This is a genomic window from [Enterobacter] lignolyticus SCF1 (assembly GCF_000164865.1).
GTDB classification, from domain to species: Bacteria; Pseudomonadota; Gammaproteobacteria; order Enterobacterales; family Enterobacteriaceae; genus Enterobacter_B; species Enterobacter_B lignolyticus.
This window is the reverse complement of the sequence record NC_014618.1, coordinates 3,009,132-3,036,131: the sequence shown is the minus strand read 5'-3', so window position 1 is coordinate 3,036,131 and position 27,000 is coordinate 3,009,132. Positions and strand designations below refer to the sequence as shown.

Annotated in this window: 21 protein-coding genes; 11 read left to right on the top strand and 10 right to left on the bottom strand. The window is 55.8% G+C overall.

Going from position 1 to position 27,000, the window contains the following annotated elements:
* Positions 1–96: 96 nt before the first annotated feature.
* The 3 genes from ENTCL_RS14195 to pncB all read right to left on the bottom strand — a co-directional run bounded on the left by ENTCL_RS14195 (position 97) and on the right by pncB (position 4,584).
* Positions 97–1,206 (bottom strand): porin, encoded by a 1,110-nt coding sequence (locus tag ENTCL_RS14195; protein WP_013366837.1) that lies wholly within the window; start codon positions 1,204–1,206, stop codon positions 97–99.
* 609 nt (positions 1,207–1,815) lie between these two features.
* Positions 1,816–3,216: an asparagine--tRNA ligase gene (asnS, locus tag ENTCL_RS14190; RefSeq protein ID WP_013366836.1), complete on the bottom strand. Its 1,401-nt coding sequence runs from the start codon at positions 3,214–3,216 to the stop codon at positions 1,816–1,818.
* A gap of 165 nt (positions 3,217–3,381) precedes the next feature.
* Complete coding sequence (gene pncB / locus ENTCL_RS14185; RefSeq protein WP_013366835.1) at positions 3,382–4,584, bottom strand: nicotinate phosphoribosyltransferase; 1,203 nt, start codon at positions 4,582–4,584, stop codon at positions 3,382–3,384.
* A 266-nt stretch (positions 4,585–4,850) separates the two neighbouring features.
* Between pncB and pepN the strand changes: the two genes are divergently transcribed.
* From pepN to zapC, 3 genes are all read left to right on the top strand, one after another.
* Positions 4,851–7,463: an aminopeptidase N gene (gene pepN / locus ENTCL_RS14180; RefSeq protein ID WP_013366834.1), complete on the top strand. Its 2,613-nt coding sequence runs from the start codon at positions 4,851–4,853 to the stop codon at positions 7,461–7,463.
* 178 nt (positions 7,464–7,641) lie between these two features.
* Entirely contained in the window at positions 7,642–8,652 is a 1,011-nt protein-coding gene (pyrD, locus tag ENTCL_RS14175) for a quinone-dependent dihydroorotate dehydrogenase (RefSeq protein WP_013366833.1), read from the top strand.
* A 165-nt stretch (positions 8,653–8,817) separates the two neighbouring features.
* Complete coding sequence (zapC, locus tag ENTCL_RS14170) at positions 8,818–9,360, top strand: cell division protein ZapC (protein WP_013366832.1); 543 nt, start codon at positions 8,818–8,820, stop codon at positions 9,358–9,360.
* On the opposite strand, the gene ENTCL_RS14165 is transcribed toward zapC, so the two are convergent.
* Positions 9,357–10,466 carry a YcbX family protein gene (locus tag ENTCL_RS14165; RefSeq protein ID WP_013366831.1) on the bottom strand — a complete coding sequence of 370 codons (1,110 nt, stop codon included), beginning with the start codon at positions 10,464–10,466 and terminating at the stop codon, positions 9,357–9,359. The two genes, zapC and ENTCL_RS14165, sit on opposite strands and share 4 nt — an antisense overlap.
* Positions 10,467–10,569: 103 nt before the next feature.
* On the opposite strand from ENTCL_RS14165, the gene rlmKL reads away from it, so the two are divergent.
* The 6 genes from rlmKL to rmf all read left to right on the top strand — a co-directional run bounded on the left by rlmKL (position 10,570) and on the right by rmf (position 18,496).
* A complete protein-coding gene (rlmKL, locus tag ENTCL_RS14160) occupies positions 10,570–12,675 on the top strand; it encodes a bifunctional 23S rRNA (guanine(2069)-N(7))-methyltransferase RlmK/23S rRNA (guanine(2445)-N(2))-methyltransferase RlmL (protein WP_013366830.1) in 2,106 nt (701 codons plus the stop codon).
* 12 nt (positions 12,676–12,687) lie between these two features.
* Positions 12,688–14,595 carry an ABC transporter ATP-binding protein gene (locus ENTCL_RS14155; RefSeq protein WP_013366829.1) on the top strand — a complete coding sequence of 636 codons (1,908 nt, stop codon included), beginning with the start codon at positions 12,688–12,690 and terminating at the stop codon, positions 14,593–14,595.
* Positions 14,596–14,612: 17 nt separating this feature from the next.
* Positions 14,613–15,881: a membrane integrity-associated transporter subunit PqiA gene (gene pqiA / locus ENTCL_RS14150; RefSeq protein ID WP_013366828.1), complete on the top strand. Its 1,269-nt coding sequence runs from the start codon at positions 14,613–14,615 to the stop codon at positions 15,879–15,881.
* A complete protein-coding gene (gene pqiB / locus ENTCL_RS14145) occupies positions 15,871–17,511 on the top strand; it encodes an intermembrane transport protein PqiB (protein ID WP_044611979.1) in 1,641 nt (546 codons plus the stop codon). Before pqiA ends, pqiB begins: the two co-directional genes overlap by 11 nt.
* A complete protein-coding gene (gene pqiC, locus ENTCL_RS14140) occupies positions 17,508–18,074 on the top strand; it encodes a membrane integrity-associated transporter subunit PqiC (RefSeq protein ID WP_013366826.1) in 567 nt (188 codons plus the stop codon). Before pqiB ends, pqiC begins: the two co-directional genes overlap by 4 nt.
* A 254-nt stretch (positions 18,075–18,328) precedes the next feature.
* Complete coding sequence (gene rmf / locus ENTCL_RS23085) at positions 18,329–18,496, top strand: ribosome modulation factor (RefSeq protein WP_013366825.1); 168 nt, start codon at positions 18,329–18,331, stop codon at positions 18,494–18,496.
* 73 nt (positions 18,497–18,569) lie between these two features.
* Here the strand turns inward: rmf and fabA are convergent, their stop codons facing one another.
* Together fabA and ENTCL_RS14130 are read right to left on the bottom strand one after the other, a co-directional pair.
* Positions 18,570–19,088, bottom strand: coding sequence for a bifunctional 3-hydroxydecanoyl-ACP dehydratase/trans-2-decenoyl-ACP isomerase (gene fabA / locus ENTCL_RS14135; RefSeq protein WP_013366824.1), 519 nt, complete (start codon positions 19,086–19,088; stop codon positions 18,570–18,572).
* Between the two features lie 69 nt (positions 19,089–19,157).
* Positions 19,158–20,915, bottom strand: a complete 1,758-nt coding sequence (locus tag ENTCL_RS14130; RefSeq protein ID WP_013366823.1) for an AAA family ATPase — start codon at positions 20,913–20,915, stop codon at positions 19,158–19,160.
* 184 nt (positions 20,916–21,099) lie between these two features.
* Between ENTCL_RS14130 and matP the strand changes: the two genes are divergently transcribed.
* On the top strand, positions 21,100–21,552 hold the full coding sequence (matP, locus tag ENTCL_RS14125; protein ID WP_013366822.1) for a macrodomain Ter protein MatP: 453 nt from the start codon (positions 21,100–21,102) through the stop codon (positions 21,550–21,552).
* A gap of 66 nt (positions 21,553–21,618) precedes the next feature.
* On the opposite strand, the gene ompA is transcribed toward matP, so the two are convergent.
* Positions 21,619–22,674 carry a porin OmpA gene (gene ompA, locus ENTCL_RS14120; RefSeq protein WP_125452100.1) on the bottom strand — a complete coding sequence of 352 codons (1,056 nt, stop codon included), beginning with the start codon at positions 22,672–22,674 and terminating at the stop codon, positions 21,619–21,621.
* 350 nt (positions 22,675–23,024) lie between these two features.
* Positions 23,025–23,525, bottom strand: coding sequence for an SOS-induced cell division inhibitor SulA (gene sulA, locus ENTCL_RS14115; protein ID WP_013366820.1), 501 nt, complete (start codon positions 23,523–23,525; stop codon positions 23,025–23,027).
* 215 nt (positions 23,526–23,740) lie between these two features.
* On the opposite strand from sulA, the gene ENTCL_RS14110 reads away from it, so the two are divergent.
* Entirely contained in the window at positions 23,741–24,355 is a 615-nt protein-coding gene (locus tag ENTCL_RS14110) for a TfoX/Sxy family DNA transformation protein (protein WP_013366819.1), read from the top strand.
* On the opposite strand, the gene yccS is transcribed toward ENTCL_RS14110, so the two are convergent.
* Positions 24,352–26,487 carry a YccS family putative transporter gene (gene yccS, locus ENTCL_RS14105; protein ID WP_013366818.1) on the bottom strand — a complete coding sequence of 712 codons (2,136 nt, stop codon included), beginning with the start codon at positions 26,485–26,487 and terminating at the stop codon, positions 24,352–24,354. The genes ENTCL_RS14110 and yccS overlap by 4 nt on opposite strands.
* 17 nt (positions 26,488–26,504) lie before the next feature.
* Positions 26,505–26,951 carry a YccF domain-containing protein gene (locus ENTCL_RS14100; RefSeq protein ID WP_013366817.1) on the bottom strand — a complete coding sequence of 149 codons (447 nt, stop codon included), beginning with the start codon at positions 26,949–26,951 and terminating at the stop codon, positions 26,505–26,507.
* Positions 26,952–27,000: the final 49 nt, after the last annotated feature.

Here is a 27,000-nt window from a genome sequence, read left to right as displayed (position 1 = left end):
GAGCGGCTTTTTGAAAGTCGCTATTTTTAACTGGCAGACATAAAAAAACAGGGCCGGAGCCCTGTTTTTCAAGCATATAACAAAGTGGCGTACTGATTAGAACTGGTAAGTCACACCGACTGCAGCCATGTCGTCGTTGCCGTTGATGCCGCCAACAGACTCTGCATAGGCGCTGTTTTTGTCCAGCAGGTTGATGTAGTAGTCAGCCCAGACGTTGAAGTTCTTGTTGAAGTAGTAAGTACCGCCGATCTGGATGAATTTCGACAGGTCAGCATCACCGCCTTTGAAGGAGCCTGATGGGGACAGGTCTTTACCTTTGGTCTGCACGTAGGAGATTGCCGGACGCAGGCCGAAGTCGAACTGGTACTGAGCAACAACTTCGAAGTTCTGAGTTTTGTTAGCGAAGCCAGCGTCGCCGCTAGAACCAGTACGGGTGGTGTTGCGGGTTTCAGCATAAACGGTTGCCAGGTATACGTTGTTGGCATCGTATTTCGCGCCCAGTGCCCATGCTTCAGCTTTGCTGCCTTTGCCGTCAGCTTCCTGTTTCAGGGTACGGTTGGCGTTGCTGTAAGAACCGATTACGCCGAAGCCTTCGCCGAAGTCGTAACCCAGGGAGTAGCCGAAGCCGTCGCCGTTAGCGGTGTTAACGTCGGTACGCTCGTTTTTGCCCTGATACTGAACGCCGAAGTGCAGGCCATCAGCCAGACCGAAGAAATCGCTGTTACGGTAGGTCAGCATGCCGGTGCCGCGGCTGGTCATGAAGTTGTCTACGTAGTTACCGCCCCAGGTCATACCGGAGAAGGACGGCGCCATATCGGTGTAGGACTCAACGTCGTACACGATACCGTAGTTACGGCCGTAGTCGATGCTGCCGTAATCGCCCGCTTTCAGACCCGCGAAGGCCAGACGGTTTTTGCTAGCCTGAGCACCTTCCGGGGTGTTAGCCATCATACGGTATTCCCACTGGCCGTAACCCACCAGCAAGTCGTTGATCTGAGTTTCGCCTTTGAAACCGATCTGCGCGTAGGTACCGTCTTTGCTGTTGTTGTTACCGTCGTTACCGGTGGTAACGAAATCGTGCTCGCCGTTAACTTTACCGTAGAAGTCCAGCTTGTTGCCGTTCTTGTTATAGATTTCTGCTGCGTTGGCCGCACCAGCTACCAGCAGGGCAGGGATAACCACTGCCAGGATATTGCGCTTCATCATTATTTATTACCCTCATTAGGTTTTTTATGGACACCTGCCACTGCCGCCAATAGTTTTCGTCAATAAAAATTTACGGAACTATTGATGAGAGTTTGGTGTCTTTCTGTGTCTGACAGGCATATTTCCATTCAAACCAACGTTTCGCTAGCCTGAAAGTGCTACAAATATCCTGAAAGAGTTACAAAAAGAAATAATGTGTAAAAATTTGTGTATTTACGGGAACTTTGTGAACGACCTCAAACTTCCTGTCTGGTTGTCGAAAAAGTATGCGCTATAACATTTATCTATATGAAATAATTATATTTAATTCTTAGTGGTTCATTTATTGCGCAAAAACAGAACGGAAAAGAGTATTTCTGAGGAATGTGTCTGGACGTCCGGAGAGCCGCGCTATAGCTCAAATTTTATGCTATTAGAACAAGCGGTACTTAAGTGCAATCGCTGGTGCGGTGGTTTTTTGTGCAGAATTGTGTCGCGAAACGGAGTGTAACATTTAGGGCAGGAATGCCGGTTGACGTTTAAATTTGAAGAAATTTATTCACAAAACCTGACAAAAATGTAAAAAAGCCAACCCGCGGGTTGGCTTTTATGCTTACATCGTTCAGGCAATCAGAAGCTGGCGTTACGCGGGGTACGCGGGAACGGGATCACGTCGCGAACGTTCTGTACGCCGGTGACATAGGCAATCAGACGCTCGAAGCCGAGACCGAAGCCGGCATGCGGTACGGTGCCGTAACGGCGCAGATCGCGATACCAGGCGTAGTCTTCTTTATTCAGGCCCATTTCAGCGAGACGCGCATCCAGTACGTCAAGACGCTCTTCACGCTGGGAACCCCCGATAATTTCGCCGATACCCGGCGCCAGTACGTCCATCGCGGCAACGGTTTTGCCGTCATCGTTAAGGCGCATATAAAACGCCTTGATATCTTTCGGGTAGTTCTTCACGACAACCGGCGCCTTGAAGTGCTGCTCGGCCAGATAACGCTCATGCTCGGAAGAGAGGTCAACGCCCCAGAACACCGGGTTCTCGAAGGTTTTACCGCAGTTTTCCAGAATCGTAACCGCATCGGTGTAATCCACCTGGGCGAAATCAGCGTTGATAAAACGCTCCAGACGGCTGACGGCTTCGCTGTCGACGCGTTCTGCAAAGAACTTCATATCGTCAGGGCGCTCTTCCAGCACCGCCTTAAAGACATACTTCAGCATGGCTTCCGCCAGACGGGCGTTGTCTTCCAGATCGGCAAACGCGACTTCCGGCTCCAGCATCCAGAACTCCGCCAGGTGACGGCTGGTATTGGAGTTTTCCGCACGGAATGTCGGGCCGAAGGTGTAGATCTTCGACAGCGCGCAGGCATAGGTCTCGCCGTTCAGCTGCCCGGAAACGGTCAGGAAGGCTTCTTTACCAAAGAAGTCTTTGTCGAAATCGACTTTGCCCTGATCGTTACGCGGCAGGTTTTCCAGATCCAGCGTCGATACGCGGAACATCTCGCCGGCGCCTTCGGTATCCGAGGCGGTGATAAGCGGTGTGGAAACCCAGAAAAACCCTTGTTCGTCAAAGAAACGGTGCAGAGCCTGCGCCAGAGTATGGCGAACGCGGGCTACCGCGCCAATCAGGTTGGTGCGCGGACGCAGGTGCGCGACTTCACGCAGATATTCGATGCTGTGACGCTTCGCCGCCATAGGGTAGGTATCCGGATCGTCAACCCAACCGGTGACTTCCACGGACGTCGCCTGGAGTTCATACGCCTGGCCCTGACCCTGAGAAGCAACGATTTTGCCCGTGACGATAACCGAACAGCCGGTGGTCAAACGCAGCACTTCCTGATTGTAATTGGGCAGAGAATTATTGATAACGGCCTGTACAGGATCAAAGCAGGAACCATCATAGATGGCGAGGAAGGAAAAGCCAGCTTTTGAATCTCGGCGAGTACGCACCCATCCGCGCACGGTGACTTCGCTGTCAACGGCGACACGGCCCTGGAGTACGTCGGCTACAGGCACAACGCTCATAGTAATCTCTCTGTTAATAGTCCAATAGAAATGTCATTGCTCCCCAAAAAGGGAGTTATCTATGTTACCTGTCATCTGTCATCAGACAAGTAGATTTCGCAGCGCGGCGAAGAGAATTGGTAAATAAATAAAGAAGAAGGGAGCCTTCAGGGCTCCCTTTGTCGATTAACTGGCCTTTTTCACCTGAGGAAGGTCAAAGGCTTTGCGCAGCGCCCGGACAAACGCCTTGTCGTGGCAGATGGTTTTCCCCGGGCTGTCTGACAGTTTGGCAACCGGCTTACCGTTACATTCAACCAGTTTAATGACAATATTCAGTGGTTTCACCTGGGGAAGATCGCAGGTTAAACGGGTGCCAATACCGAAACTCAGGTTCACGCGGGAGGAGAAGTGTCGGTACAGCTCAACGGCCTTGCCTAAATCCAGATTATCCGAAAATACCAGCACTTTGCTCAGCGGATCGATGCCCAGCTTTTCATAATGGGCGATGGCTTTTTCACCCCATTCCACCGGGTCGCCGGAGTCATGGCGCAGGCCCTGATAGCGCTGCGCGAATTCAGGACCGAAATCACGCAAAAACGCATCCATGGTGATGCAGTCGGTGAGGGCGATCCCCAGCTGGTTGGGGTATTCCTCAAGCCAGGCCGCCAGCGCCACGCGTTGGCTGGTGGCAAGCTCCGGGCTAATTTGCTGGTGCGCCTGGAACCATTCGTGCGCCTGGGTGCCCATCGGCGTCAGCGACAGACGGCGCGCCAGATCGTAATTGCTGGTGCCGACAAACCACGGCTCCTGCTGCAGGCGCTCAACGATAGCCTGCTGCACGTCGCGGGAGAAGCGGCGGCGGGTGCCGAAATCCATCAACCGGAAGGCCGATGTGTCGATGTCGGCCGTCATGCGGGAAAAATCAGCAAGCTTATGTTCAAGCGTTTCCAGCGCCAGCGGGATGCCGACGTCCGGCGAGCGGTAGCGGTGAACCAGCTCGCTGATTACCGCCAGCAGCGGGACCTCCCACATAATGACTTCACGCCACGGCCCTTCGAGCCGGATATTCAGCTTGCCGTTGTCATTGCTGACGGTGACCTGACGCGGGTCATAGCGGAATTCGCGCAGCCAGTTGAGGTAATCCTGCTTAAAGAAAGGAAGCCCGGACAGCCACTGGTATTCGTCATCCTGCAATTTGAGCGATTGCATCGTCTCAACCTGCTCGCGAATGGCGTCTGCATAAATGCCGAGCAGATCGTCGCCGCGGCAGCGGAATTCCGCCGCCACATGTACATCATAATAATGATGGAAGACAGCCTGCTGCATATGCAGCTTGTAAGCATCCGTATCTAGCATCGAGTGCAGAACAGGGGAAGCGAATAGTGTCATGGTGCGCAAATAGCATCCTCGTCAAGGAGCGTTTAGTACAATAAACAACGAGTGAAAACCGCTGGAGTATACCTTGTTTATCGATTTATTGAACCCCGATCACACCACAAGCCTAAAGAAGGGTCGAGGGCATTTCGTGCCTCATGTTATATAAATGTAGCATTTTGCGCCTTTGCCCCTGAAAAGATGAAGATTCTGCATAGCGCGAAATGCACAACAGGAATAGACTGGGTTCGACACTTTACAAAAGATGCTAAAGGTTTTTTATGACACAACAGCCCCAAGCCAAGTACCGCCACGACTACCGTGCGCCGGATTACCTGATCAGCGATATTGACCTGACCTTTGACCTGGATGCCGCAAAAACCGTCGTGACGGCAGAAAGCCAGGTTACCCGTCACGCAGCGTCTGACGTTCCGCTATGCCTTAATGGCGAAGATTTGACGCTGGTGTCAGTGCAGGTAAACGACCAGCCGTGGAATGACTATAAAGAAGAAAATCATCAGCTGGTGATTCGCGGGCTGCCCGAGCGCTTCACGCTGAAAATCGTTAACGAAATTAGCCCGGCGACAAACACGGCGCTGGAAGGCCTCTATCAGTCAGGCGAGGCGTTGTGCACCCAGTGTGAAGCGGAAGGCTTCCGTCACATCACCTGGTACCTGGACCGCCCGGACGTGCTGGCGCGTTTTACCACCAAAATCATCGCCGATAAAACCAAATATCCGTTCCTGCTTTCTAACGGCAACCGTATCGCGCAGGGCGAACTGGAGAATGGACGTCACTGGGTGCAGTGGCAGGATCCGTTCCCGAAACCGTGTTACCTGTTTGCGCTGGTCGCCGGCGATTTCGACGTCCTGCGTGATACCTATACCACCCGCTCTGGCCGGGACGTCGCGCTTGAGCTGTACGTTGACCGCGGCAATCTCGATCGCGCGCCGTGGGCGATGACGTCGCTGAAAAATTCAATGAAGTGGGATGAAGATCGTTTCGGTCTCGAATACGATCTCGACATCTATATGATCGTCGCCGTCGACTTCTTTAATATGGGCGCTATGGAAAATAAAGGTCTGAACATCTTTAACTCCAAGTATGTTCTGGCGCGCACCGATACGGCGACCGATAAAGACTACCTTGATATCGAACGCGTGATCGGCCATGAGTATTTCCATAACTGGACCGGCAACCGCGTCACCTGCCGCGACTGGTTCCAGCTCAGCCTGAAAGAGGGCCTGACGGTGTTCCGCGATCAGGAGTTTAGCTCCGACCTCGGCTCCCGCGCGGTAAACCGTATCAGCAATGTGCGCACCATGCGCGGCATGCAGTTCGCGGAAGACGCCAGCCCGATGGCGCACCCGATTCGCCCCGACATGGTTATCGAAATGAATAACTTCTATACCCTGACCGTCTACGAGAAGGGGTCGGAGGTGATTCGGATGCTGCATACGCTGCTTGGGGAGACCAACTTCCAGAAGGGCATGCAGCTCTACTTTGAACGCCACGACGGCAGCGCCGCCACCTGCGATGATTTCGTGCAGGCGATGGAAGATGCTTCTAACGTCGATCTGTCCCATTTCCGCCGCTGGTACAGCCAGTCCGGTACGCCGATCGTATCCGTACACGACGATTACAATCCGGAAACGGAGCAGTACACTTTAACCATCAAACAGCGTACGCCGCCGACGGCGGACCAGCCGGAAAAACTGCCGCTGCATATTCCGTTTGATATCGAACTGTACGACAACCAGGGGCAGGTGATCCCGCTGCAGAAGGGCGGTCATCCGGTGCATAACGTGCTGAACGTCACCCAGGCGGAACAAACGTTTGTGTTTGACAACGTCTGGTTCCAGCCGGTGCCTTCGCTGCTGCGCGAATTCTCGGCGCCGGTGAAGCTGGAATATAAGTGGAGCGATCAGCAGCTGACGTTCCTGATGCGCCACGCCCGTAACGACTTCTCCCGCTGGGATGCTGCGCAAAGCCTGCTGGCCACCTACATTAAGCTCAACGTCGCCCGTCACCAGCAGGGGCAGCCGCTGTCGCTGCCGGTCCATGTTGCCGATGCGTTCCGCGCCATTCTGCTGGATGAAAAAATCGACCCGGCGCTGGCGGCGGAAATCCTCACGCTGCCGTCGGCAAACGAAATTGCCGAACTGTTTGAGATTATCGACCCGATCGCCATCGCGGCGGTGCGTGATGCGCTGACCCGCACGCTGGCGGCCGAGCTGGCGGATGAGTTCCTTGCGATATATAACGCCAACAAGCTGGCGGAGTACCGCGTTGAGCATGCCGACATCGGCAAACGCGCGCTGCGCAATACCTGTCTGCGCTATCTGGCGTTCGGCGATGCGGATCTTGCGGATAAGCTGGTGAGCCATCAGTATCATGACGCGGACAACATGACCGACGCGCTGGCCGCGCTGGCCGCCGCGGTGGCGGCGCAGCTGCCGTGTCGCGATGCGCTGATGCAGGAGTATGATGACAAGTGGCATCACGACGGTCTGGTAATGGATAAATGGTTTATTCTGCAGTCCACCAGCCCGGCGGATAACGTGCTGACAACCGTTCGCAGCCTGCTGGGGCATCGCTCGTTCAGCATGAATAACCCGAACCGTCTGCGTTCGCTGATCGGCGCCTTTGCCAGCAGCAACCCGGCGGCGTTCCACGCCCCGGACGGCAGCGGCTATCAGTTCCTCGCCGAAATGCTGACCGAACTGAACAGCCGCAACCCGCAGGTGGCCTCTCGCCTGATCGAGCCGCTGATCCGCCTCAAGCGCTATGACGCAAAACGTCAGGAGAAGATGCGTGCCGCGCTTGAGCAGCTTAAAGGGCTGGAAAACCTTTCCGGCGATCTGTTCGAAAAAATCACCAAAGCGCTGGCCTGATCCGTGTTTGTTGACCAACCCCTCTCCGGCAGAGAGGGGTTTTTCTTTTTAAGCGGGAGATAACTGAAAGAAAACGATTGCCTTACTGCGGTTTTTTTTGCCGCAGGTCAATTCCCTTTCTGCGCCGGATAGAACATAATACGCCCCCGGTTTGCACACCGGGAATCCAGGAGAGTTCATGTACTACCCCTTCGTTCGTAAAGCCCTTTTCCAGCTCGACCCAGAGCGCGCTCATGAATTTACGTTTCAGCAATTACGCCGTGTTACCGGTACGCCGCTCGAGGCGCTGGTGCGCCAGAAGGTGCCGTCAAAACCGGTGACCTGCATGGGACTGACCTTTAAAAACCCGCTGGGTCTGGCGGCAGGTCTGGATAAGAACGGCGAGTGCATTGATGCGCTTGGCGCAATGGGATTTGGCTCCATTGAGATAGGTACGGTAACGCCGCGCCCGCAGCCGGGTAACGACAAGCCGAGGATCTTCCGCCTGGTGGATGCCGAGGGGCTTATCAACCGAATGGGCTTCAATAACCACGGGGTTGATAACCTGGTCGAGAACGTTAAAAAGGCGCATTTTGACGGTATTCTCGGTATTAATATCGGTAAAAATAAAGATACGCCGGTGGAGCAGGGTAAAGATGACTATCTGATTTGTATGGAAAAAGTCTATGCCTATGCCGGTTATATTGCGATTAATATTTCATCGCCGAATACCCCAGGCTTGCGTACGCTACAATATGGCGAAGCGCTGGATGATTTACTGTCGGCGATAAAAAATAAACAAAGCGAGCTGCAGGCGAAGCACCAGAAATATGTCCCGGTGGCCGTCAAGATCGCCCCGGATCTTTTGCCTGAAGAATTGATCCAGGTTGCCGATAGTTTAGTCCGTCATAATATCGATGGCGTTATTGCGACCAATACAACGCTCGACCGCTCCCTCGTCCAGGGAATGAAACACTGTGATGAAACCGGCGGCTTAAGCGGTCGTCCGCTGCAGCTGAAAAGTACAGAAATTATTCGTTTACTGTCGACAGAATTAAATGGTCGTTTGCCGATTATTGGCGTTGGAGGCATTGACTCGGTGATTGCCGCACGCGAGAAGCTGGCGGCTGGCGCGACGCTGGTGCAGATTTATTCCGGGTTTATTTTTAAAGGCCCGCCGCTGATTAAAGAAATCGTCACGCACATCTAATCTTTCCCTCGCAATTGACAACCAGGGCTTTATTTCCTGCCCTGGTTGTTTTATATTCCCTTACTGTTGCTTATTTAAACATTTTGGTCTTTTATTATTTTAGCAATAAACGAAGCGGGAAAGGACACGCGAGCATCTGGATGCTTGAATGAACGGGGGAGAGAAATGCGAATTAAACCTGACGATAACTGGCGCTGGTATTTTGATGAAGAGCATGATCGAATGATGCTCGATTTAGCCAATGGCATGTTGTTTCGTTCGCGTTTTGCCCGCCGGATGCTGACGCCGGATGCGTTTGACCCTTCAGGTTTTTGCGTTGACGACGCCGCGCTCTATTTTTCCTTTGAAGAAAAATGCCGTGATTTAGAGCTATCCAAAGAGCATCGCGCCGAACTGGTGCTGAACGCGCTGGTGGCCATTCGTTTTCTGAAGCCGCAGATGCCCAAAAGCTGGCATTTTGTCGCGCATTCCGAAGGCTGGCAGCCGTCTACCGGAGATGCGGCGGCGGTATGGCTCAGCGACAGCGGCGATAAGGTCAACCTGCTGGTGGTGGAAACCGGCGACAACGCCGCGCTGTGTCTGCTGGCGCAGCCGGGGCTGCAGCTGGCGGGGCGCACGATGCAGCTTGGCGATGCGATAAAGGTGATGAACGATCGCCTGCAGCCGCAGGCGCCACAGGCAAGCTACCGTTTCGAACAGGCGGTTTAGCGCGTCAGGCGTAATGCCGTTTTCGGTACACAGCTACAGCTGAGGATGGTTCCGTCCTCGCCAATCGCGCTTTTCTTTAGCGCGCTGACCTCTCCCTCCAGCAGCGTAATACGACAGCTTCCGCATATCCCCGCACGACAGGAGTAAGGTACGCGAATTCCCTGTTGTTCAAGCTGCTCCAGCAGAACCTGTTGGTTATTCCCGCTGAACATCTCGCCCTGCCAGTCGATATTAACTACCGCATCCGGATGCGTCTCCTGAGGCTCCGCGTCGCCGCTGGCGCCTGCGCCATAGGATTTCGCCGGGCCGGTGGCGAGGATTTCCACCTCATCCCCGACGCGCACTACGCCGCTGTTGCGGGCAATCAGATTCTGGCCGAAGTCGACGTCGCCATTATCCGGCGCGGTGCGGAATTTTTGCAGCGTGGCTAACGGCTCGCCGGAGGGGTGTTTCTGCCCGCGCTCGGGGCTGACGGTGGTGAAAATGCAGCGGCTGCAGGGCTTAACGACGTCGAAAATGACTTCGCCGATACGGATAACCTTCCAGCTGTCCTCCGCCCAGGCGGGAACGCCGGTTACCACGAGGTTAGGGCGAAACTGCTCCATCTGTACGCCCGCCGGGCAGCGCTGCTGCAAATCGCGCAGCGAGGCGTCGTTGGTCAACAGATAGGGGAAACCGTCGGCAAAGGAGAGGGGAACGGCATCGTGGCGCTTGACCCGGCGGGTTAATTCCGCGCCGACCCAGCGAAGCTGAACATCGCGGTTAAAAAAGCCCGACAGCCAGCGGTTAATCGCGTCGGGCGCGACCCGCGCGGTAAAATGGTTGCCCCAGACCTCCGTCGGTTCAGGCGGGCGCGTGAAATCGGTAAAGCGCACCAGCGCGCTGCTGCCGTCCGGTGCGGTCAGGTGGAGACCATCATGCACCGGAACCGGGGTGAAACGCACCATCTGCGGAAACTGACGCGCGGTAATAAAGGTGCCATCGGTTTCGGTAACCATAAAAATCCGGTCAAAGGCCAGACCGCTGACGTCCGCCAGCGCATGTGTGAGGCCGATACCACGCATGGATTTTACCGGATGTATAAATAACCGTGATAACGTCGCCATTCCACTTCCCTCTGCGCGAAAAAAATTAGCCCTCAACTTTATGATATGAAGTCCGGATTGGCTATAATGCGCAACAATTTTCTTTGAGTAATGAAGTGACGATATGAATTCTCTGTTTGCCAGTACGGCCCGTGGGCTGGAAGAGCTGTTAAAAACTGAACTTGAAGGCCTCGGCGCATCCGGGTGCCAGGTCGTTCAGGGCGGTGTCCATTTTCAGGGAGACACGCGGCTGCTGTACCGGAGCCTGATGTGGAGCCGTCTGGCGTCGCGCATCATGATGCCGCTGGGGGAGTGTAAGGTCTACAGCGACCTCGATCTCTACCTGGGCGTGCAGGCCATCAGATGGACAGAGATGTTTAACCCGGGCGCGACCTTTGCCGTCAGCTTCAGCGGGCTGAACGAAGAGATCCGCAACAGCCAGTACGGTGCGATGAAGGTGAAAGATGCGATTGTCGACGCCTTTACCCGTAAAAATCTGCCGCGCCCGAGCGTTGATCGCGAGAATCCAGATTTGCGCATCAACGTCCGCCTGAATAAAGAGACCGCCAATATTTCGCTCGATCTGAGCGGCGACGGTCTGCACCTGCGCGGCTACCGCGATCGTACCGGCATTGCGCCGATCAAAGAAAACCTGGCCGCCGCCATTGTGATGCGCTCCGGCTGGCAGCCGGGAACGCCGATGCTGGACCCGATGTGCGGCTCCGGGACGCTGCTGATTGAGGCGGCGATGTGGGCAACCGATCGCGCGCCGGGACTGCATCGCGGCCAGTGGGGCTTCAGCGGCTGGGCGCAGCACGACGAGGCGGTCTGGGCCGAGGTGAAAGCCGACGCGCAGACCCGCGCGCGTCAGGGGCTGGCGGCCTATGAATCGCGCTTCTTTGGCTCCGATATCGACGGCCGGGTCATTGAACGCGCCCGCAGCAACGCCCGCCGCGCTGGCGTTGCCGAGCTCATCAGTTTTGAGGTCAAAGACGTCGCGCAGCTGTCAAATCCGCTGCCGAAAGGGCCGTACGGAACGGTCATCAGCAACCCGCCGTACGGCGAGCGTCTGGAAAGCGAACCGTCGCTGATTGCCCTGCATAACCTGCTGGGACGCATCATGAAAAGCCAGTTTGGCGGCTGGAACCTGTCGATGTTCAGCGCCTCGCCGGAGCTGTTAAGCTGTCTGCAGCTGCGCGCCGAGCGCCAGTTCAAAGCCAAAAACGGCCCGCTGGACTGCGTGCAGAAAAACTACCATCTGGCGGAAAACGACGGCACGGCGCCGGTGATGCTGGCGGACGACTATGCTAACCGTCTGCGTAAAAACCTGAAGAAGCTCGAGAAGTGGGCGCGTCAGGAAGGGGTTGAGTGTTACCGCCTGTACGATGCCGATTTGCCTGAGTACAACGTGGCGGTAGACCGCTATGCCGACTGGGTGGTTATTCAGGAGTATGCGCCGCCGAAATCCGTTGACGCCACCAAAGCGCGCCAGCGCCTGTTTGACGTCATTGCCGCCACCATTTCCGTGCTGGGTATCGCGCCGAATAAGCTGGTGCTGAAGACCCGCGAACGGCAGAAAGGGAAGAACCAGTATCAGAAAATGAGCGAGAAGGGGGATTTCATACAGGTGAGCGAATACGATGCCCGCCTGTGGGTCAACCTGACCGATTATCTGGATACCGGTCTGTTCCTCGATCACCGTATCGCCCGCCGTATGCTGTGCCAGATGAGCAAAGGGAAAGATTTTCTTAACCTGTTCTCCTATACCGGCAGCGCCAGCGTGCACGCCGGGCTTGGCGGCGCGCGCAGTACGACCACCGTCGATATGTCGCGCACCTATCTGGAGTGGGCCGAACGCAACCTGCGCCTGAACGGTCTGACCGGGCGCGCGCATCGTCTGCTGCAGGCCGACGTGCTGGGCTGGCTGCGCGAAAGCGATGAGCAGTTCGACCTGATCTTTATCGACCCGCCGACCTTCTCGAACTCCAAGCGTATGGCGGATACCTTTGACGTGCAGCGCGACCACCTGAACCTGATGACGGATCTGAAGCGCCTGCTGCGCAAGGGCGGCACCATCATGTTCTCCAACAACAAGCGCGGTTTCCGCATCGATCACGACGGGCTGGCGAAACTGGGGCTGAAAGCACAAGAAATTACGCAAAAAACGCTTTCTCCTGATTTTGCGCGCAACGGTCAGATCCACAACTGCTGGCTGATTACAGCCGCCTGAAGGAAAGAATAGATGTCTTTAATTAGTATGCATGGCGCATGGCTGTCGTTCAGCGATGCGCCGCTTCTGGATAATGCTGAACTGCATATCGAAGATAACGAGCGCGTCTGTCTGGTTGGCCGTAACGGCGCCGGTAAATCGACGCTGATGAAGATCCTCAATCGTGAACAGGGGCTGGATGATGGCCGCATCGTTTACGAACAGGATCTAGTGGTCGCGCGGCTGCAGCAGGATCCGCCGCGTAACATCGCCGGCAGCGTCTATGATTTTGTGGCGGAAGGCATTGAGGAGCAGGCGGAATACCTCAAGCGTTACCATGAGATCTCGCATCTGGTGATGACGGACCCGAGCGATAAAAACCTCAACGAAATGGCGCGCGTCCAGGAGCTGCTGGATCACCACGGTTTGTGGCAGCTGGAAAACCGGATCAACGAGGTGCTGGCGCAGCTGGGCCTTGAGGCGGATATGCCGCTGGCCTCGCTTTCCGGCGGCTGGCTGCGTAAGGCGGCGCTCGGCCGTGCGCTGGTGAGCGGCCCGAAGGTGCTGCTGCTGGACGAACCGACCAACCACCTCGATATTGAAACCATCGACTGGCTGGAAGGGTTCCTGAAGAACTTCGGCGGCACCATTATCTTTATTTCCCACGACCGTTCGTTTATTCGCAACATGGCGACGCGGATTGTCGACCTCGATCGCGGCAAGCTGGTGACCTATCCCGGCGATTACGATACCTACCTGCTGGAAAAAGAAGAGAACCTGCGTGTCGAAGAGCTGCAGAATGCGGAGTTTGACCGCAAGCTGGCCCAGGAAGAGGTGTGGATCCGCCAGGGGATCAAAGCTCGCCGTACCCGCAACGAAGGCCGCGTGCGCGCGCTGAAAGCGATGCGTCACGAACGCAGCGAGCGCCGCGAAGTGATGGGCAGCGCGAAAATGCAGGTCGAAGAGGCGAGCCGCTCCGGCAAAATCGTCTTTGAAATGGAAAATGTCCATTATCAGGTGGACGGTAAAGTGCTGGTGAAGGATTTCTCCGCCCAGGTGCAGCGCGGCGATAAAATTGCGCTGATTGGCCCGAACGGCTGTGGGAAAACCACGCTGCTGAAGCTAATGCTCGGCCAGCTGCAGGCCGACAGCGGCCGTATTCATGTCGGCACTAAGCTTGAGGTTGCCTACTTCGACCAGCACCGCGCGGAGCTCGATCCGGAGAAAACGGTGATGGACAACCTGGCGGAAGGCAAGCAGGAGGTGATGGTTAACGGTAAACCTCGCCATGTGCTGGGCTATCTGCAGGACTTCCTGTTTCACCCTAAACGGGCGATGACGCCGGTGCGCGCCCTTTCGGGCGGAGAGCGCAACCGCCTGCTGCTGGCGCGCCTGTTCCTCAAGCCCAGCAACCTGCTGATCCTCGATGAACCGACCAACGATCTGGACGTCGAAACGCTTGAGCTGCTGGAGGAGCTGATCGACAGCTATCAGGGCACCGTGCTGCTGGTCAGCCACGATCGTCAGTTCGTTGATAACACCGTAACCGAATGCTGGATTTTCGAAGGCGAAGGGCGAATTGGCCGGTACGTCGGCGGGTATCACGATGCACGCGGCCAGCAGGCGCAGTCTCAGGTTAAAAAAACAGCGGTTGTGAAGAATGATCCTGTAACAGAACAACCGAAAGCAGGAACTGTCAAACGGGCAAGTAACAAACTAAGCTATAACCTGCAGCGCGAATTAGAGCAGTTACCTCAACGGCTTGAGGAACTGGAAGCAAACCTCGAAAGTCTGCAGGCACAGGTAGCGGATCCTGCGTTCTTCAATCAGCCTCATGACCAGACGCAAAAAGTGCTCGCCGATATGGCTGCGGCCGAGCTGGCGCTGGAAGAGGCTTTCGAGCGCTGGGAATATCTGGAAGCGTTAAAAAACGGCGGCTAAATCAGAGGGCGTAGTTCATGTGCGAACAACATCATGCAGCGCGGCACATTTTGTGCCCGCAGTGCGATCTGCTGGTGGCTTTACCGCACCTTGAACACCGACATAAAGCGTCGTGCCCGCGTTGCGGCACCACGCTGACCACCGAGTGGGACGCGCCAAGGCAGCGTCCCACCGCCTATGCGCTGGTCGCGCTGTTTATGCTGCTGCTGGCGAACCTCTTTCCCTTTGTCAGTATGAATGTTGGCGGCATCCACAGCGAAATCGAGCTACTGGAAATTCCGGGCGTGCTCTTTTCCGAGGACTACGCCAGCCTCGGCATCTTCTTTATGCTGTTTGTCCAGATGGTGCCGGCATTCTGCCTGGTGAGCATTCTGCTGCTGGTCAACCGCGCCCCTTTGCCGCAAAAAACGCAGGTCATACTGGCCCGTATTCTGTTTCAGCTGAAAACCTGGGGGATGGGGGAAATCTTCCTCGCCGGGGTGCTGGTGAGTTTCGTGAAGCTGATGGCCTACGGGGATATTGGCGTCGGCAGCAGCTTTGTGCCCTGGTGTCTGTTTTGTCTGCTGCAGCTGCGGGCGTTTCAGTGCGTGGATCGCCGCTGGCTGTGGGACGACATTGCGCCGATGCCCGTCATCGAGCAGCCATTACGCGTCGGCGTTTCCGGGCTGCGTCAGGGGCTGCGTTCCTGCCCCTGCTGTACGGCGATCTTACCGGTAGAAAATAGCGTCTGTCCTCGCTGTCAGACGAAAGGCACCGCCCGGCGCAAGAATAGCCTGCAATGGACGATGGCGCTGTTGATGACCTCCATCATTCTGTATCTGCCCGCGAATATCATGCCGATCATGATTACCGATCTGCTGGGCAACCAGCTGCCATCAACGATTATCGCCGGGGTGATTCTGCTGTGGAGCGAAGGCTCATACCCGGTGGCAATGGTGATATTTATCGCCAGTATTATGGTTCCGACGCTCAAAATGCTCGCCATTGGCTGGCTGTGCTGGAACGCCAACGGCAACGGCGAGCGCGACAGCGAGCGTATGCATCTGATTTACGAAGTAGTGGAGTTCGTTGGCCGCTGGTCAATGATTGATGTTTTTGTCATCGCTGTGCTTTCGGCGCTGGTGCGCATGGGAGGGCTGATGAATATCTATCCGGCAATGGGCGCAGTGATGTTTGCGCTGGTGGTCGTGATGACGATGTTCTCGGCAATGACCTTTGATCCCCGCTTACTGTGGGACCGCGAGCCAGAGTCAAACCATGAGGAAACACAACAACATGGAAAATAAGAGTGGAGAGGCCAGGGTGCAGAAGGTGAAAAACTGGTCGCCGGTGTGGATCTTTCCCATTGTTACGGCGCTAATTGGTGCGTGGATCCTCTTTTACCACTACAGCCATCAGGGGCCGGAGGTCACGCTAATCACCACGAATGCGGAAGGTATTGAAGGGGGCAAAACCCGAATCAAGAGCCGCAGCGTGGATGTCGGCGTCGTGGAGAGCACCATGCTGACGGACGACCTGACGCACGTTGAGATCAAGGCGCGGCTGAACTCCGGGATGGAGAAGCTGCTGCATAAAGACTCCGTGTTCTGGGTCGTCAAACCGCAGGTTGGCCGTGAAGGCATCAGCGGCCTCGGTACGCTGCTCTCTGGCGCCTATATCGAGCTCCAGCCGGGAGTGAAAGGCTCCAGGCCGGGCCGCTATCAGCTGCTGGATTCACCGCCGCTGGCGCCGCCGGATGCAAAAGGGATTCGCGTGATTCTGGACAGCAACAAGGCCGGGCAGCTCTCCCCGGGTGATCCGGTGCTTTTCCGCGGCTACCGCGTAGGGTCTGTTGAGACCAGCAGCTTCGATCCGAAGAAGAGAACCATCAGCTACCAGCTGTTTATCAATGCGCCGAACGATCGTCTGGTGACGACGAATGTGCGCTTCTGGAAGGACAGCGGGATCGCGGTCGATTTAACCTCCGCCGGGATGCGCGTGGAGATGGGATCGCTTACGACCCTGTTCGGCGGCGGCGTGAGTTTTGATATTCCTGATGGGCTGGATCTCGGTCAGCCCGTTGCCGAGAAAACCGAATTTACGCTTTATGACGACCAAAAAAGTATCGCCGATTCACTGTATACCGACCATATCGATTACCTGATGTTCTTTAAAGACTCGGTTCGCGGCCTGCAGCCCGGGGCGCCGGTCGAGTTCCGCGGTATTCGTCTGGGGACGGTCGATAAAGTGCCATTCTTCCCGCCGGGAATGCGTCAAAAGCTGAACGACGACTACCGGATTCCGGTACTGATCCGTATCGAGCCTGAGCGCCTGAAAGCGCAGCTGGGGGAGGATACGGAGGTCGGAGAGCATCTGAATGAACTGCTGGGCCGCGGGCTGCGCGGGTCGCTTAAGACGGGCAGCCTCGTAACCGGCGCATTGTTCATCGATCTGGATTTCTATCCGAAAGCGGAACCTGTCAAAGGAAACCCATCGTTTGCCGGTTACGGGATTATCCCGACGGTGAGCGGAGGTCTGGCGCAGATCCAGCAGCGTCTGATGGAAGCGCTGGATAAGATCAACAACCTGCCGCTGAATCCGCTGCTGACGCAGGCGACCAATACGCTTTCGGAAAGCCAGAAGACGATGCAGCGCATGCAGACGACGCTGGACAATCTGAATAAGATAACGGCGAGCCAGTCAATGCAGCAGCTTCCTGCGGACATGCAGAGTACACTGCGTGAACTCAACCGCAGTATGCAGGGCTTCCAGCCGGGGTCGGCTGCCTATAACAAGATGGTGGCCGATATGCAGAGTCTGGATCAGGTGCTGCGTGAGCTGCAGCCGGTGCTGAAAACGCTCAATGATAAGAGCAATGCGCTTGTGTTTGAAGCGAAGGATAAAAAGGATCCACAGCCGAAGAGGGCGAAAGAATGAAAAAATGGCTACCGGTGGTAGTGGCGTGCCTGTTATCCGCTTGCAGCAGCAGCGGCAGTGATAGCAAAACGTACTATCAGCTACCGCTTGCGCAGGCGGGCGCCCAGAGCAGCGCCAGCCAGAACAGCCACCTGCTGTGGGTTGAGCAGGTCAGTATTCCTGATTACCTCGCAGGCAACGGCGTGGTCTACCAGACCAGCGATGTGCAGTACGTGATAGCCACGAACAACCTGTGGGCGAGCCCGCTCGATCAGCAGCTCAGAACGACGCTGGTGGCTAACCTCAGCAACCAGTTGCCGGGTTGGGTGGTGGCGTCGCAGCCGCTCGGGAGCGACCAGGATACCCTGAACGTCAGCGTCAGCGGTTTCCACGGACGCTATGACGGGCGCGTTATCGTCAGCGGCGAGTGGCTGTTAAAGCACCAGGGGCAGCTGATTAAGCGTCCTTTCCACATCGAGCTGAAGCAGCCGCAGGATGGCTATGATGCGATGGTGAAGACGCTGGCCCAGGCCTGGAGCCAGGAGGCGGCGGCGATGGCCCAGTCGATTAATCGTCTGCCATAAGTAAAATCTATTAGAAAAAGCCGTTGCGAACCGCGGTTCCGCGACAGCTTTTTTTTGCTGTTCACTCAGCTTGTTACTTGTGCGAGCTCACATTTTTTGTACAAATGAAATTTTGCGTAGCTCACAAATATGACAATGGCGTGAATTTTGCGCATTGACGATCCCGGTAATTCACGGTATCTCTTATAGGTGATTGCATGTTTTGTAATCACTGTTTTCTTTTCCACCAGATCTAAAAATGAGGGAAACGAGGCATGAAGAGACAAAAACGAGATCGCCTGGAACGGGCACATCAACGTGGTTACCAGGCCGGCATTGTCGGAAGATCGAAAGAAATGTGTCCTTACCAGACCTTGAATCAAAGGTCTCATTGGCTGGGAGGCTGGCGAGAAGCCATGGAGGACAGGGCAGTAGTCGCCTGATGCTGTCTCTTTAAATTAAGAAGCCTCCATACATGGAGGCTTCGCCGTTTATACGTCGTATAAAACAGGGGGATCAGAACGCGGAAGTATCCTGGAACAGACCAACTTTCAGGTCGGTTGCGGTATAGATCAGACGACCATCAACCAGCACTTCACCATCGGCCAGACCCATGATCAGACGACGGTTAACGATGCGCTTGAAGTGGATACGGTAGGTGACTTTCTTCGCGCTCGGCAGAACCTGACCGGTAAACTTCACTTCGCCTACGCCCAGAGCACGCCCTTTGCCTTCACCGCCCAGCCAGCCGAGGTAAAAACCGACCAGCTGCCACATGGCGTCAAGACCGAGGCAGCCCGGCATGACCGGATCGCCGATAAAGTGACAACCGAAGAACCACAGGTCCGGATTAATATCCAGCTCTGCTTCAACGTAGCCTTTATCGAAGTTGCCGCCCGTTTCCGTCATTTTGACGACACGGTCCATCATCAGCATGTTCGGTGCCGGCAGCTGCGGGCCTTTAGCGCCAAACAGCTCACCGCGACCAGAGGCAAGAAGGTCTTCTTTTGTATAGGATTCGCGTTTATCTACCATGTTTTCAGTAAGCCTTATTTTGAGTTCGCGACGCAGGATAGCTAACACGTGTACGCTGAACAAGTCCGATCAGTTGGAATTAAACCAGTTTAGCCAGCGCAGCGGCCAGGGGCGCTGATGCGCGTCCGGCTGCGTCGCCTGCGCGATACGCTCCTGGATAGTTTGTAGCAGCGTCGTTTTGCCTTCGCCGTCCCACACCAGCTGGGTCAGAAGCGGAAGGGCATCGGTAACATCATCAATCGCCCAGAGCGAAAACTCGCCGGCCTCTACCGCCTGCTGTACGTCCTGGGCCAGACTCAGATGACGAATATTCGCCGACGGAATAATGACGCCCTGTTTTCCGGTCAGCCCGCGCTGCTGGCAGATAGCGAAAAACCCTTCAATCTTCTCATTCAGCCCGCCGACGGGCTGCGCCCGCCCAAACTGGTCGACGGAGCCGGTGATGGCAATACTCTGATTCACCGGAACGTTGGCCAGCGCGCTTATCAGCGCGCAGAGCTCAGCCATTGAGGCGCTATCGCCGTCGACTTCGCTGTAGGACTGCTCGAACGTCAGCGAGGCCGAGAAGGGGATCTGCTGCTCAAGACCCAGCTCTGCCATCAGGAACGACTGCATGATCATCATGCCCTTGGCATGAATGTTACCGCCCAGCTCGGCTTTGCGTTCGATATCGGTAAATTCGCCGTCGCCGATATGGACCACGCAGCTGATACGGGATGGTTCGCCGAACGCGCGCGGATGGCCCGGAAATTCAATGACCGACAGCGCATTAATCTGACCGACCTGCTCGCCGTCGGTTTCGATAAGGATCTGCTCAAGTAAAATTTCGTCCTGCATCCGTTCAGCAAGATACCCCTCGCGCCACTGGCGCTGATTTAGCATCGTCGCAAGCTGTTCGGCGTTCAGGCTGCCGGTATCGCAAAAGGCGGCCGCTTCGCGCAGCTGGCGGCCAATCCACAGCGGACACAGCGGCAGCGTTTGCTGGTCGCCGGTATAACGCGCGGCTTCCTGGATAAGCAATGGCCAGGCCGAGGCGTCGGGTCCCGGCAGATTCTGCTGATGCGCGATATGCCATACCCACTGGCACCACAGCTTTTGCGTCTCTTCGTCAACAATCTGCAGGTTGTCTTCGTATTCGCTGTAAATAATAGTGTCGTACAGCTCCGGCTCCATTTCCTGGAAATCGGCAAGCGATTCCCGTTCGCCGACCAGCATCACCTTCAGCGAAAGCGGCATGGCCGGGATGCTGACGGGCAGGGGACGGGCGTCATCAAAGGAGAGCCAGCGGAAACGCTGCTGGGTGACGATATTTTTCAGGCGCATCCAGAGCAGCGGCTGCGCGAGCAGCGCGCGCAGAGAGAGGATCAGCACGCCGCCGTTGGCCTGATGCACCAGGCCCGGCTGCAGGCTAATTTCACCATTAAACTGACGTACGCAGCCGAACAGCTGCTCAGCCTCCACCCAATCGGCGTGAATGACGGGACCCTGGCTTGCAAAATTGTCGTCTGCCTGCCCGGCGGGCTGCATCGTCACGTTCTTACCCTGTATCTGGTAATTCACGCCGGTCAGCGTTTCAGCGGGCTCACGCAGCTCGACGGTTGCGTCGTTCAATAGCTGAAAATAATCGGGCTCCTCCGGCGCTTTCACCAGCAGAAATGAGGAGATCGCCTGCGGATGGAGAAATTGCTCCAGCGCGTAAAATAAGCGCGCCTGAGTGTCGCTCAGTAAAGAACCGGGATCCGAAGCCAGGTCAGGCTGTGCAAACAGCGTCTGAAAGGCCTCAGTATCAGGGACAAGAGCGCGTCGGGGAAGTTTAGTAATGGTCAAAGTCGCTGTTTTTTAGTTAGATGTAAAGCAAAGGATTATACCCTATGCTGCCAGCGAGCACACGGGGAATAGCGGGCATCTTTCAGCGGCTTCCCGACGCTGCGCACGGAAGGCGATTTCTTCTCAGCACAACGGTAAAAACCTGTTATTCTGAAATGAGTTACACGGTCACATTGAGATCGCAATGAAATATCAACAACTGGAAAACCTTGAAAGCGGCTGGAAATGGCATTATCTGGTAAAGAAGCATCGCGAAGGCGAGCTTATCACCCGCTATGTTGAGGCCAGCGCTGCTCAGGAAGCGGTAGATGTATTGCTGACGCTCGAAAATGAACCCGTGCAGGTTAACGGCTGGATTGAGCAGCATATGAATCCTGACCTGCAAAACCGCATGAAGCAGACCATTCGCGCGCGGCGTAAGCGGCATTTTAACGCCGAGCATCAGCATACGCGGAAGAAATCTATCGATCTGGAGTTTATGGTCTGGCAGAGGCTGGCGGGGCTGGCGCAGCGTCGCGGCAAAACGCTATCCGAGACCATTGTGCAGCTGATTGAAGACGCGGAAAACAAAGAGAAGTACGCGACGAAGATGAGCAGTCTGAAGCAGGATTTACAGGCGCTGTTAGGTAAAGAGTAACCTTCGCGTTTTTCGTTCTGGCAAAAAAAACCCCGCAGCGCGGGGTTTTTTTATAAGACGAGAAACTTAAGCCTGCGGCTGAGTTACAACGTCTTTGATACCTTTAACTTCGATCTCTACGCGACGATCTGGTGCCAGGCAGTCGATCAGTGCAGCGCGAGCTTTCACGTTGTTACAGGTGCTGCCGGTAACCGGGTCAGATTTGCCCATGCCACGTGCAGAGATTTTGTTAGCCGGGATACCTTTAGATACCAGGTAATCTACAACAGACTGAGCACGCTGGGTGGACAGTTTCTGGTTGTATGCTTCAGAACCGATGCGGTCAGTGTAGCCCAGAACAACGACGGAACCGTCTTTCGGATCCAGGTTGCTCAGCTGGGAGTACAGCTGATCAAGAGCCTGTTTACCTTCCGGTTTCAGGGTCGCTTTGTTGAAGTTGAACAGAACGTCAGACTTCAGAGTGAAGTGTTTGGTCTGTACAGCCGGAGCCGGAGCCGGAGCCGGAGCAACTACTGGAGCTGCAACTTCGCCCTGGCCGAAACGGTAGGAAACACCCAGGCTCAGCATGCCGTTGTCCGGACGAACGCCGACGGTACCTGCGTCACCGATGTTGTTAACCCACTGGTATTCCAGACGGGTTGCGATATCACGGGTAATTGCCCACTCAACGCCACCAGCAACCAGCGGAGAAACGCCGGTGTCGTGGTTGTCGCCAGCGATGCTGTTGCTGGAGTCTGCACGCCAGATCATGCCGCCCAGACGGGTGTAGATGTCCAGATCGTCAGTAATTGGGTAACCCAGTTTAGCGGTCAGCTGAACGCCCTGAGCTTTGAATGCGCCGTTAACTTTGTCGCCTTTGTACGGCATACGGCCCAGCCAGTCATAACCCATTTCGAAACCAACGTACGGGTTCACCTGATAACCACCGAACGCACCGGCACCCAGCTGACTGTTGTGAGTCGGGCCGTTGTTGTTCAGGTCATCGTTGTACCAACCGGTATCATGGAACTGGGACCAACCCAGTTTACCACCTGCATACCAGGTATTATCTTTCGGAGCGGCCTGCGCTACGGTAGCGAAGCCAGCCAGTGCCACTGCAATCGCGATAGCTGTCTTTTTCATTTTTTGCGCCTCGTTATCATCCAAAATCGCCATGAAGATCCATCAGGAACTCACGGTTAAATCCTTCACCGGGGGCGTGACTTGTTAATAACTATGCCAATATATAGTGTCAGCCGAGCACCCCTGGCGATGTAAAGTCTACAACGTAGCTGAAAACTTACAAGTGTGAAGTCTGTCAGGCATATGAAAAAAAAAGAATTGTGTACACATTATTTAACAAATGCGCCTATTTTTTAGGCGGTATAAAATGCTGCAAACCGCGCCAGACAAGCATTCCCGCAAAATTGACCCTTAGAAAGAGTGGGTTATCGAACGTCTAAAAAAAATACCAGGAAAAATCTTAATTTCACTCAATGAAACACATTTGAGTGAATTTTTGCGCCTGAAAATTGTCTCGGTGGCAGGGGATTGTTGCGTACAGGGCGCATCACAAACCCCAACGCGTTACCTTCTTCCGCTGCGTCAACCAGCCGAATATGTTCCTCTTCAGTCAATGCTTCCGGCAGCCAGCCGATGACCACGCTATAGTTACCGGTGCGCAAGGCGCGAATCATCGACTCCAGCGTTTCCTGCGGCGTCATCTGATTTGCCTGCATCACTTTTGACAGCGATAATCCGGATGCCTGAACCCACTGGCGGCTCAGCCTCTGCTGCGGCGTTAACCACAGCTGCCAGCGCTCCTGCTGCCCCAGCTGCTGCAGAAGAGGCAACAGCAGCAGCTGCGTCATCATTGGCTGATCTTCACGGTAAAGCACTTCGCTGATCAGTCCGCTGGAAAGGGGCTGAGAAGGGCGGCCCGCTGTGGACGCCGGAGTCATTGATGAGCGATTAACATAACCAGAAGTGTACATAGTGCATCCCGCCTTGTGGGTTACTGTATGAATATACAGTACATCCACTGAGTACAAAGATCAACCTCATTTTCTGAAAGCATCTCGCAAAATTGTCCGGTTACGGTGAACTGTCGCAGGTTGATCTTGCCCCAGTGGCTGAAGTTTCCTATTTTCCCTGTTAGCGGATCCGTTATCACATGTTGAATCTATGTCCATGATTACAGGGAATAATCATGAAAAAATTATCGTATCAACGGATCTATGAATCTGAAGAATGTTTGTCGCCTCTGGGAAAGATTCGCCATCGCGCGCTGTTTGGCGGGTACAGCCTCTCCGTCGACGACACGGTATTCGCCATGGTGGCGGAGGGGGAGCTGTACCTCAGGGTATGCGAGGAAAGCGCGACCTATCACGTTACGCATCCGCCGACGCTGCTGACGCTCTCGAAACGCGGCAGGCGCGTTTCCCTGAACTATTACCGGGTGGATGACGACCTCTGGCTGAACAGGCCTTTGCTGTTGCAGCTGTCAAAGCAGTCGCTTGGCGAAGCGCTGCAGGAGAAACGGCGACGACGGGGAACGGGGCGGCTGAAGGATTTACCGAATATCTCGTTCCAGCTGGAGATGCTGCTGCATGAAAGCGGCGTCAAGGATCCGCAAACGCTTCGCGCGCTGGGCTCCGCCACCGTCTGGTTTCGGCTGCGCAGGCTCAGAAAAGATTTGAACGTGAGCGTTCTGTTTGCTCTGGAAGGCGCAATACTTGGGCTCCATGCGGCGGCTATTCCGCACCAGCGGCGTCAGCATCTGCAGGAATGGGCTGAGATGCTGACACAGGAGAAGAGAGGTTAACGCGGTTGGCAAAGCACCTGCTGCTGCAGACGGCAAATCTCCGGCAGCAGGCTTACCATCAGGCCAATCTGCTGCAGCACCAGCGGCTCTTTGCTGTCGGCTCTCGGCTCAAGATGGCGGATCCTCTCCATCAGCCCGGATAGCGACAGCTGCACGCGCTGCTCATCTGCCGGGGTATGGTGAAAGGCGTCATCCACATAGCAGACGGCGTCATCAAGCAGCGTCAGGATCTCCGGGTTTCCTAGCTTTTCCCGATGGGCGCCCAGCGCTGCAATGTAGCTGGTAAACGTGTGGTTGAGACACAGCAAACGGAACGCGGTTTCCCGCATCTCGTCCGTCATGCGCGGCTCCGTCGACATGTTAGACACTACCGACGCCAGCTCCGCATCGCGGTTATAAGCATCGCGGCGGGCGATACGGTATGCCAGACGATTATCGCGTCCCTGATGGTACTGCTCGAGGATGGCGTCCAGATAGCGGCAGTTAGCGTCAATGGCGCGCTCCAGCACCCTCGGCAGGTTGCGGAATTTCCAGTCCGGCCAGATAAAGCTGACGGCGGCCCAGGCGATGGCGCAGCCGAGCAGGGTATCGAAGATGCGCGGCAGGGCGACCTCGAATCCTTCGCCCAGCAGGTTGAAGCACAGCAGCACCAGCAGCGTGATGAACATGGTTGCATGGGCGTACTGGACGTTGCGAAACGCAAAGAATAGCACGCCGGTGAGGACGATCAGCAGCAGCTGTCCTTCAACCGACGGCACCAGCAGCAGCACCGGCAGGCCAATCGCCACACCGATTAGCGTGCCGACGATACGCAGCGCCAGGCGGTGCCGGGTGGCGTTGTAGTTAGGCTGGCAGACGAACAGGCTGGTCAGCAGGATCCAGTAGCCGTGGTGCAGCCCGGTAAACTGAATGAAGGCATAGCCCGCGCATAGCACCAGCGACATCCTCACGGCATGGCGGAACAGCGCCGATTCCGGCGACAGGTTGCGGCTCAGGCGTAAGCGGATGTCGCTAAAGCCGTGCAGGCTGTCGTCGGCCAGCAGCGTTTCTGTTTCGCTTTGCGGCTGCGCCTGCTGTTGTTCTGACTCAATGGTGGCCAACTGAGCGTCGATGGCGCGCAGGTTATTGAGCAGAAAACCCAGCGCCTTCATCTGCTCGGCTGGCGCGCCGCTGGCCTTGACGCGATCGAGCGCCGCATCAAGGTGGGCGAATACGCGCTCAAAGCGTCCGTCATGCTGGTAGGGGGTACGCAGCAGAATGGATTTCGCCAGCTGCTGGCAGGCCTGAGACTGCATCGACATCAGCCGCTGAAAGCGAAACATCACGTCGCTGTAGCGAAAGTTGTCCCGCAGCATCTGGTACTGGATGTGCGATGAGCTGGCGCGCTCGTGAATATCCTGGGCGACAAAGTAGTAATGCAGCGTCCGACGGGTGCCCCGCTGGCCGCGATCGCCGCGCAGGCGCGTCAGCAGCGACGTTTTGGTCTGATTCAGGGTCGCGACCAGCTGCCCGTTCGCCAGCGCCAGCTCATACATCGGCGCCTGGCTTTCATCCTCAATATCCGGGTCAAACAGGCGTGACTTCAGCTCAAGATAGTGGGCCAGCTGCTCATAGCTGCGGGCGAGGTTATCCTGCAGCGGGCGGATCGGAAAAATCAGATGCCCCGTGAGCGTCAGCAGGTTATACCAGACCGCGCCGGCGATCAGCAGCAGCGGCTGCTGGTACCAGTGGTCGTAGAGCGAAACGCCAAGCATCGTATAAATCGCGATGAGCAGAGCGCCGAAGGCGATCGTGGCATAGCGCTGGCCCAGTCCGCCGAGCAGGATAAAACCGCTGGTAGAGAGCGTCAGCCCCAGCGCGAACGCCCAGGGCCAGGGAAACAGCAGCTCGACGGAAGCGGAAGCAATAAAGAAGCAGGCAAGGGTAATCACCAGGTTGCGCAACCGCCCGGCAAGGCGATCGTCAAGATCGGTGAGCGCTGCCGCGACAACGCCAAGCGTCAGCGGGATCGTCAGCTTAACGTCGCCCAGCCACCAGGGCAGGGCGACGGTGCCGCAAAGGGCGATAAAAATTCTGACGTTATACAGCCAGGCGCTGTTCCAGGTATAACGTCTGATGACGGGGCTTAGCATGCGGGCATGTGTCCCTGTCACTGAAAACGACGGCGGGCGTTAGCTTCACGCGCAGCGCGAGCGACTTCCACTGATACCACGCGGCGGCCTACCGGCCACAGCGCAATCGCCGCGATTTTGAAGTTCGCGATACCGACGGGAATGCCAATAATCGTGACGCACTGCATGATGCCGGTGAAAATATGCATCAGGCACAGCCACCAGCCGAACAGAACAAACCACAGTACGTTCAACAGGGTGCCGCCCGCGTTGAGCAGCGCATTTTTATTGCCCGGCTCCAGCTCATCGACATGAATCGCTTCGTTGCCGTAAGGCACCAGTGATAGTTTGGTAATCTCCCAGCATGAGCGCGAGAGCGGCAGCGTGATAATTAAAATCACGCTGACCACCGTCGCCACTAGCCACCCCAACGTGGTGGCAAAGCCACCCAATACAAAATTCAGAATATTCAGAACGGTACGCATACGACCTCAGTTCAGTCCGGTGAATAAGAAGACCCGACGATTGTAACGT

Bases quoted from the DNA above. Each gene is read 5' to 3' on its own strand.
- matP (WP_013366822.1), top strand. From the start codon at position 21,100: ATGAAATATCAACAACTGGAAAACCTTGAAAGCGGCTGGAAATGGCAT.
- ENTCL_RS14155 (WP_013366829.1), top strand. From the start codon at position 12,688: ATGTCTTTAATTAGTATGCATGGCGCATGGCTGTCGTTCAGCGATGCG.
- pqiC (WP_013366826.1), top strand. From the start codon at position 17,508: ATGAAAAAATGGCTACCGGTGGTAGTGGCGTGCCTGTTATCCGCTTGC.
- ENTCL_RS14110 (WP_013366819.1), top strand. From the start codon at position 23,741: ATGAAAAAATTATCGTATCAACGGATCTATGAATCTGAAGAATGTTTG.
- pepN (WP_013366834.1), top strand. From the start codon at position 4,851: ATGACACAACAGCCCCAAGCCAAGTACCGCCACGACTACCGTGCGCCG.
- ompA (WP_125452100.1), bottom strand. From the start codon at position 22,674: ATGAAAAAGACAGCTATCGCGATTGCAGTGGCACTGGCTGGCTTCGCT.
- sulA (WP_013366820.1), bottom strand. From the start codon at position 23,525: ATGTACACTTCTGGTTATGTTAATCGCTCATCAATGACTCCGGCGTCC.
- asnS (WP_013366836.1), bottom strand. From the start codon at position 3,216: ATGAGCGTTGTGCCTGTAGCCGACGTACTCCAGGGCCGTGTCGCCGTT.
- rmf (WP_013366825.1), top strand. From the start codon at position 18,329: ATGAAGAGACAAAAACGAGATCGCCTGGAACGGGCACATCAACGTGGT.
- ENTCL_RS14100 (WP_013366817.1), bottom strand. From the start codon at position 26,951: ATGCGTACCGTTCTGAATATTCTGAATTTTGTATTGGGTGGCTTTGCC.
- zapC (WP_013366832.1), top strand. From the start codon at position 8,818: ATGCGAATTAAACCTGACGATAACTGGCGCTGGTATTTTGATGAAGAG.
- pqiB (WP_044611979.1), top strand. From the start codon at position 15,871: ATGGAAAATAAGAGTGGAGAGGCCAGGGTGCAGAAGGTGAAAAACTGG.
- pyrD (WP_013366833.1), top strand. From the start codon at position 7,642: ATGTACTACCCCTTCGTTCGTAAAGCCCTTTTCCAGCTCGACCCAGAG.
- rlmKL (WP_013366830.1), top strand. From the start codon at position 10,570: ATGAATTCTCTGTTTGCCAGTACGGCCCGTGGGCTGGAAGAGCTGTTA.
- fabA (WP_013366824.1), bottom strand. From the start codon at position 19,088: ATGGTAGATAAACGCGAATCCTATACAAAAGAAGACCTTCTTGCCTCT.
- yccS (WP_013366818.1), bottom strand. From the start codon at position 26,487: ATGCTAAGCCCCGTCATCAGACGTTATACCTGGAACAGCGCCTGGCTG.
- pncB (WP_013366835.1), bottom strand. From the start codon at position 4,584: ATGACACTATTCGCTTCCCCTGTTCTGCACTCGATGCTAGATACGGAT.
- ENTCL_RS14195 (WP_013366837.1), bottom strand. From the start codon at position 1,206: ATGATGAAGCGCAATATCCTGGCAGTGGTTATCCCTGCCCTGCTGGTA.
- pqiA (WP_013366828.1), top strand. From the start codon at position 14,613: ATGTGCGAACAACATCATGCAGCGCGGCACATTTTGTGCCCGCAGTGC.
- ENTCL_RS14165 (WP_013366831.1), bottom strand. From the start codon at position 10,466: ATGGCGACGTTATCACGGTTATTTATACATCCGGTAAAATCCATGCGT.